Origin of the sequence: Streptomyces sp. NPDC021096, assembly GCF_040641275.1 — a bacterium.
Taxonomy (GTDB): Bacteria; Actinomycetota; Actinomycetes; order Streptomycetales; family Streptomycetaceae; genus Streptomyces.
In genome coordinates this window covers 432,238-439,725 of record NZ_JBFADG010000004.1, presented here as the reverse complement: position 1 = coordinate 439,725, position 7,488 = coordinate 432,238, and the positions used below count along the sequence as shown (strand labels likewise).

Genomic DNA, 7,488 nt, shown 5'->3' with positions numbered 1-7,488 from the left:
CTCCGCCCCGGACCCCGGTCCTCAAACGCCGGACGGGCTGATTTTGTCGCCCGGAACCGGCGGAAAATCCAGCCCGTCCGGCGTTTGAGGACGCCGCGCGAAGCGCGGTCCGGGGGTCCGGGGGCGGAGCCCCCGGGGAAACGGCGAAAGGGCGGGCCCGGGGCTCAGTCCACCAGGTCCCGCACCACCGCATCGGCCAGCAGCCGCCCCCGCAGCGTGAGGACCGCGCGGCCCTCCTCGTACGGCCCCGGCTGCAGCAGGCCGTCGGCGAGCGCGCGGGCCGCCGCCCGCGCGCCGGCCGGCCGCAGAAGATCCAGCGGGCACCCCTCCACCAACCGCAGCTCCAGCAGAATCCGCTCCACCCGCCGGTCCTCGTCCGCCAGGACCTCCCGACCCGCCCCCGGCGACCGCCCCTCGCTGAGGGCCTGCGCATACGCACCGGGATGCTTGACGTTCCACCACCGCACGCCCCCGACGTGGGAGTGGGCGCCCGGGCCCGCGCCCCACCAGTCGGCGCCGCGCCAGTAGAGCTCGTTGTGGCGGCAGCGGCCGGCCTCGGTCGTGGCCCAGTTGGAGACCTCGTACCAGGCGAAGCCCGCGCCGGCGAGCTTCTCGTCGGCGATCAGGTAGCGGTCGGCGTGCACGTCGTCGTCCGTCATCGGCACCTCGCCACGGCGGATGCGCCGGGCGAGCTGCGTGCCCTCCTCCACGATCAGGGCGTAGGCCGAGACGTGGTCCGGGCCCGCGCCGATGACCGCGTCCAGGGACGCCCGCCAGTCGTCGTCGCTCTCCCCGGGCGTGCCGTAGATCAGGTCGAGGTTGACGTGCTCGAACCCGGCCGCGCGGGCCTCGGCCACGCACGCCTCCGGGCGGCCCGGGGTGTGCGTACGGTCGAGGACCTTCAGGACGTGCTGGCGGGCGCTCTGCATGCCGAAGGAGACCCGGTTGAAGCCCGCGGCCCGCAGCTCCTCCAGATAGCGGGGGTCGACGGACTCGGGATTGGCCTCGGTGGTGATCTCGGCGCCGTCCGCGAGCCCGAATTCGTCGCGGATCGCGGCGAGCATCCGCCCAAGGTCGGCGGCGGGCAGCAGCGTCGGGGTGCCGCCGCCCACGAAGACCGTCTCGACCGGGCGCGGGTCGTCGCCCAGCACCTTGCGGGCCAGGCGGATCTCCTCGGCGACGGTGTCGGCGTAGTTGTCGCGGGAGGCGAGCGCACCACCGGAGCCGCGCAGCTCACTGGCGGTGTAGGTGTTGAAGTCGCAGTAGCCGCAGCGGGTGGCGCAGTACGGGACGTGCAGGTAGAAGCCGAGGGGTCGCTGCCCGGAGCCGTCGAGGGCGTGGCGGGGCAGGGCCCCGTCCTCGGGCATGGGTTCACCGTCGGGCAGTACGGAAGGCATGCGTTCCATTGTCCGGCATGGCGGGGATTACTCGGCGCGCAGGACCAGCAGCGCCAGGTCGTCGTCCGGCGGGGTCCGGGAGAAGCCGTGGACGGCGCGCCGGATCCGCCCGGCGACGCCCTCGGCGGTGAGGCCCGTGCAGCCCGCGAGGGCGGCGGCGAGGCCGTCCCCGTCGTCGAAGAGGCGGTTGCCGGACTTGCGCTCGGTGACGCCGTCGGTGACGCACAGCAGGGTGTCGCCGGAGGTCAGGTCGAAGGTCTCGCTGCCGTAGCCGACGTCCTCGACGACGCCGAGCAGGGTCTGGGGGACCGCGGCGGCCCGCACCGAGCCGTCGGGGCGCAGCAGCAACGGCAGCGGGTGCCCGGCGCTGGCGAGGGTGCAGCGCACGCCCTTGCCGTGCGGCACGAGCTCGCCGTACAGCAGCGACAGGAAGCGCGGTGCCGCCCCGCTCTCGGCCGCTTCGGCGGCCTCCTCGCACACCAGCCGGTTGAGGCGGTCGAGGACGTCGGCGACGCCGTAGCCCTCCTTGGCCAGCAGCCGCAGCCAGGGCCGTACGAAGCCGGTGGTCACGGCGGCCTCCGGGCCGCTGCCGCAGACGTCGCCGAGGGCGAAGCACCAGCGGCCGCCGCCGACGCCGAAGACGTCGTAGAAGTCGCCGCCGGCGGAGGCGTCGCCGCGGGGTTCGTAGACGACGGCCTTGTCGACGCCGGGGATCTCCGCGACGCCGCGGGGCAGCAGTCCGCGCTGGAGGATGCGGCTGATGGTGGCCTGGCGGGTGTACTGGCGGGCGGAGGCCAGGGCCTGGGCGACGCGGCGGGCGAAGTCCTCGACGAGGCAGACGACGTCGCCGGCCATGGCGGCCGGGGCGCTGCGGCCCAGGAGCAGGGTGCCGACGCCACGGCCGCCGGCGACGAGCCGGCAGGCCAGCGCGGTGCCGTCCGCGGGGCCCTCCGGTCCGTGGGCGCCGTGCGGGGCGTCGGCCCGGCAGTGCCCGTACTGGCCCTGCGGCCAGGGGACGGCGCGGCCCGCGGCGGGCAGGGCGGGCGGGGTGCGCTGCAGGGCGATCCGCAGGGGTTCGATGCGGCTCTCGCGGGCGTGCCAGACGCGGGCGAGGCGCGGTACGGGCCGGATGGCGCCGGGGGCGCCCTCGACGTCGAGCCAGACGGCGCACCAGTCGGCGAGGCGGGGCACGGCGAGCTGGGTGGCGAGGGAGGCCACCATGTCCTCGTCGAACTGCCCGGCGAGCAGCTCGGACGCCTCGGCGAGGAAGGACAGGGCGCGGTGGTGGGTGCGGTCGCCGGCGCGGCGGCCGGGCGGCTCGGGGCGGGCGCCGGGGGCGAGGATCTCGGCGACGCGCAGGTCGCGCAGGAGGGCCTGCTCGGAGAGGGCTCCGGTGTGCTCGTCGGCCGGGGAGGTCGGCAGGTGGAACCAGACCGTCTTGTCCGTGCGCCGGTAGGCCGTGCCCCAGGTCTCGGCCAGCTCGGCGACCAGCCGCAGCCCCTGGCCCCCGTGTGCGGCGCCCTCGCGGTCACCGGCGGCGGGGCGCGGGCAGGGCCGGAACTCGCGGGCGGGGTGGTGGTCGGTGACCTCCACGACGAGGTTGCCCCCGGGCGCCGGGTCCAGCCGGCACTCCAGGTCCACGGACGTCCCGGCGTGCACCACGGCATTGGTGACCAGCTCGCTGACCAGCAGCGTCGCATCGTCGGTGACCAGGGCGTGGGCGTTCCAGCCGGCGAGCACGGACCGGACGAACCGGCGTGCGGCCGACGGCGCCCGGGCGTCGCCGGGCAGGCTGGTCCGGGCCGTGGGCGGGCCGTCGGCGCCACCGGGGCCGGTCGACGCGCGGATCCCACGGGCCGGTGTCAGCGCGACCGGCCCGTCCTTGCCCGCGGTTGGTGATGTCCTCACGTGACGCTCCTGACCGCATACGGCATAGTGCGGAATTCACCAGGGCCAGAGTGACAGACCGTCTGCGCTCAGGGGCGAGGAGTGGGGTAAGTGAGCCTTACGAGTGGCCCTGCGCGTCTCAGTCCTCGCGGGACCCCTCGTACATCTCCTCGATCAGGCCCTTGTACTCGCGCTCGACGACCGGCCTCTTGAGCTTGAGGCTGGGGGTCAGCTCACCGTGCTCGACGTCCAGGTCGCGCGGCAGCAGCCGGAACTTCTTGATCGTCTGCCAGCGCTGCAGACCCTCGTTGAGCTCGCGTACGTAGCCCTCGATGAGCTCCTGGGTCTCGGGGGCGGCGACCACCTCCGCGTACGGCCTGCCGTCCATGCCCCGCTCCTTGGCCCAGCCCAGGATGGACGGGCCGTCCAGGGCGATGAGGGCGGTGCAGAAGTTCCGGTCGGCACCGTGCACAAGGATGTTGGAGACGAACGGGCATACGGCCTTGAACCGGCCCTCGACCTCGGCGGGCGCGACGTACTTGCCGGCCGAGGTCTTGATCAGGTCCTTCTTGCGGTCGGTGATGCGCAGATAGCCGTCCGGGGAGAGCTCGCCGATGTCGCCGGTGTGGAACCAGCCGTCGGATTCGAGGACCTCGGCGGTCTTCTCGGGCTGCCGGTGGTAGCTCTCCATGACGCCGGGGCTGCGCAGCAGGACCTCGCCGTCGTCGGCGATGCGGACCTCCGTGCCGGGCAGCGGCTTGCCGACCGTGCCCGTGCGGTAGGCCTCGCCGGGGTTGACGAAGCTGGCGGCGCTGGTCTCGGTGAGGCCGTAGCCCTCGAGGATGTGGATGCCGGCGCCGGAGAAGAAGTAGCCGATGTCGGGGGCGAGGGCGGAGGCGCCGGAGACGCAGGCGCGCAGCCGGCCGCCGAACGCGTCGCGGATCTTGGCGTAGACGAGGGCGTCGGCGGCGCGGTGCTTGGCGGCGAGGCCGAAGGGCACAGCCTTGCTGCCGGTGCGGCGGTAGTTGTCCTGGGAGACCTTGGCGTACTCGCGGGCCACCTCGGCGGCCCAGCGGAAGATCTTGTACTTGGCGCCGCCGGCCTCGCGGGCCTTGGCAGCGACGCCGTTGTAGACCTTCTCGAATATCCGGGGCACGGAGGCCATGTAGGTGGGCCGGACGACCGGCAGGTTCTCGATGATCTTGTCGACCCGGCCGTCGACGGCGGTGACGTGCCCGACGCCGATCTGCCCGGCCGTCAGCACCTTGCCGAAGACGTGGGCGAGCGGCAGCCACAGGTACTGCACGTCGTCCGGGCGGGCGAGCCCGGTCGCCTGGATGGCGCGCGCCATGTACGACCAGGCGTCGTGCCGCAGCCGTACGCCCTTGGGGCGGCCGGTGGTGCCGGAGGTGTAGATGAGGGTGGCGAGCTGGTCGGAGCGCAGGGCCTCCACGCGCTCGCGGACGGCGTCGGGGTGCTGTTCGAGGCGGGCGGCGCCGCGCTTCTCCAGGTCGGCGAGGGAGATCACCCAGCCCTCGGGGTCGCCCTCGGCGGGCACGGCGTCGGCGGCCTCGATGACCACGACGTGGGCGAGGTCGGGCAGCTCGGCGCGGCGCAGCCGGGCCTTGGCCAGCTGGGCGGCGTCCTCGGCGACGAGGATCCGGCACTCGGCGTCCGAGAGCATGAAGGCGGTCTCGTCGGCGTTGGTGCTGGGGTAGACGGGCGTGGTGGCGGCGCCGGCGCACATGATGCCGAGGTCGGCGAGGATCCACTCCAGCCGGGTGGCGCAGGACAGCGCGATCCGCTGCTCGGGCAGGATGCCGAGGTCGATGAAGCCCGCGGCGATGGCGAAGACGCGGTCGGCGGCCTGGCGCCAGGTGAGCGAGGCCCAGGAGTCGGGGCCGCTGCCGGACGGCGCGGGGACCGGGTGGCGGTAGGCCTCGGCGTCGGGTGTGGCCTCGACCCGTTCGAGGAACAGCGCAGCCACGGACGACGGCCGGTTCTCGATCAAACTCTGTGTCTCGGTCACGGCATCCTCCGGGGCCCGCTACGTTGCTGGTGACTCGCGAGTAACCTTCCAAGCAGTGATCAGAGTAAAGCCGAAGGGGCCATCGCGTAAGAGTCCCTGGCCGCTTATGAGAAGAGGCTGCGCAAAAGTGCCCGCCCCCTGACGGGAACGGGCACCTTGCCGACAGTGGATCAGGGCTACTTCTTGCCCTTCTCCCCGCCTTCGTCGCTGGACAGCACCGCGATGAAGGCCTCCTGCGGGACCTCCACGCTGCCGACCATCTTCATGCGCTTCTTGCCTTCCTTCTGCTTCTCCAGCAGCTTCCGCTTACGGGAGATGTCACCGCCGTAGCACTTGGCGAGGACGTCCTTGCGGATGGCGCGGACGGTCTCACGGGCGATGACCCGGGAGCCGATGGCGGCCTGGATCGGCACCTCGAAGTTCTGCCTCGGGATGAGCTCGCGCAGCTTGGCGACCAGACGGACGCCGTAGGCGTAGGCCTTCTCCTTGTGCGTGATCGCGGAGAAGGCGTCGACCTTGTCGCCGTGCAGCAGGATGTCGACCTTGACCAGGTCGGCGCTCTGCTCGCCCGTGGGCTCGTAGTCGAGGGAGGCGTAGCCGCGGGTCTTGGACTTCAGCTGGTCGAAGAAGTCGAAGACGATCTCCGCGAGGGGCAGGGTGTAGCGCAGCTCGACCCGGTCCTCGGAGAGGTAGTCCATGCCCAGCATGGTGCCGCGGCGGGACTGGCAGAGCTCCATGATCGCGCCGACGAACTCGGTGGGCGCCAGCACGGTCGCCTTGACGACCGGCTCGTGCACCTCGGCGATCTTGCCCTCGGGGAACTCGCTCGGGTTGGTGACGACGTGCTCGACGCCGTCCTCCATCCGCACGTTGTAGACCACGTTGGGCGCGGTGGCGATGAGGTCGAGGCCGAACTCGCGCTCGAGCCGCTCGCGGACCACGTCCAGGTGGAGCAGGCCGAGGAAGCCGACGCGGAAGCCGAAGCCGAGGGCGGCCGAGGTCTCCGGCTCGTAGACGAGCGCGGCGTCGTTGAGCTGGAGCTTGTCGAGGGCCTCGCGCAGCTCCGGGTAGTCCGAGCCGTCCAGCGGGTACAGGCCCGAGAAGACCATGGGCTTCGGGTCCTTGTAGCCGCCCAGGGCCTCGGTGGCGCCGTTCTGCTGGGAGGTGATCGTGTCACCGACCTTGGACTGCCGCACGTCCTTCACGCCGGTGATGATGTAGCCCACCTCGCCGACGCCGAGGCCGTCGGCGGGCGTCATCTCGGGCGAGGAGACACCGATCTCCAGCAGCTCGTGGGTGGCGCCGGTCGACATCATCTTGATGCGCTCGCGCTTCTTGAGCTCACCGTCGATGACACGGACGTAGGTGACCACGCCGCGGTAGGAGTCGTAGACCGAGTCGAAGATCATCGCGCGGGCCGGGGCGTCCTTGACGCCGACCGGGGCCGGGACCTGGGCGACGACCTTGTCGAGCAGCTCGTCGACGCCGACACCGGTCTTCGCGGAGACCCGGAGCACGTCCTCGGGCTCGCAGCCGACGAGGTTCGCCAGCTCGGCGGCGAACTTCTCCGGCTGGGCGGCCGGCAGGTCGATCTTGTTGAGGACCGGGATGATCGTGAGGTCGTTCTCCATCGCCAGGTAGAGGTTGGCGAGGGTCTGGGCCTCGATGCCCTGGGCGGCGTCCACGAGGAGGATGCAGCCCTCGCACGCGGCCAGGGAGCGCGAGACCTCGTAGGTGAAGTCGACGTGGCCCGGCGTGTCGATCATGTTGAGGATGTGGGTGTTGCCCTTGTCCTCGGTGGGCGCCCAGGGGAGACGGACGGCCTGGGACTTGATCGTGATGCCGCGCTCGCGCTCGATGTCCATCCGGTCGAGGTACTGCGCACGCATCTGCCGCTGGTCGACCACACCGGTCAGCTGGAGCATCCGGTCGGCGAGCGTCGACTTGCCATGGTCGATGTGCGCGATGATGCAGAAGTTACGGATCAGAGCCGGGTCGGTACGGCTCGGCTCCGGCACGTTGGTAGGGGTCGCGGGCACGCAGGATCCATTCGGTGACTTCGGCGTTTGAACGCTGGTCTCGGCGGGAGTCGGGTATACGACCTCACCATGGTCCCATGACCGGCGGGTACCGTCCGGTTTGGGAGGCCGCAAGGCGTACTGGTAGCCTGGTCCA

General features: G+C 72.1%; 4 protein-coding genes. All 4 read right to left on the bottom strand.

The window, feature by feature from the left end; translation table 11 throughout:
• Window positions 1-164 precede the first annotated feature (164 nt).
• Window positions 165-1,397, bottom strand: a complete 1,233-nt coding sequence (gene hemW, locus AB0G59_RS10490) for a radical SAM family heme chaperone HemW (RefSeq protein WP_360909981.1) — start codon at window positions 1,395-1,397, stop codon at window positions 165-167.
• A 27-nt stretch (window positions 1,398-1,424) separates the two neighbouring features.
• The gene (locus tag AB0G59_RS10485) at window positions 1,425-3,245 is read right to left on the bottom strand and encodes an ATP-binding SpoIIE family protein phosphatase (protein WP_360910023.1); all 1,821 of its coding nucleotides are present in this window, start codon (window positions 3,243-3,245) and stop codon (window positions 1,425-1,427) included.
• A 178-nt stretch (window positions 3,246-3,423) separates the two neighbouring features.
• Window positions 3,424-5,313, bottom strand: a complete 1,890-nt coding sequence (locus AB0G59_RS10480) for a long-chain fatty acid--CoA ligase (RefSeq protein WP_360909979.1) — start codon at window positions 5,311-5,313, stop codon at window positions 3,424-3,426.
• A gap of 176 nt (window positions 5,314-5,489) precedes the next feature.
• Window positions 5,490-7,352 (bottom strand): translation elongation factor 4, encoded by a 1,863-nt coding sequence (gene lepA / locus AB0G59_RS10475; RefSeq protein WP_360909977.1) that lies wholly within the window; start codon window positions 7,350-7,352, stop codon window positions 5,490-5,492.
• Window positions 7,353-7,488: the final 136 nt, after the last annotated feature.

Excerpts from the sequence above, each read along its gene's own strand:
- hemW (WP_360909981.1), bottom strand. The coding sequence starts at position 1,397 with ATGCCTTCCGTACTGCCCGACGGTGAACCCATGCCCGAGGACGGGGCC.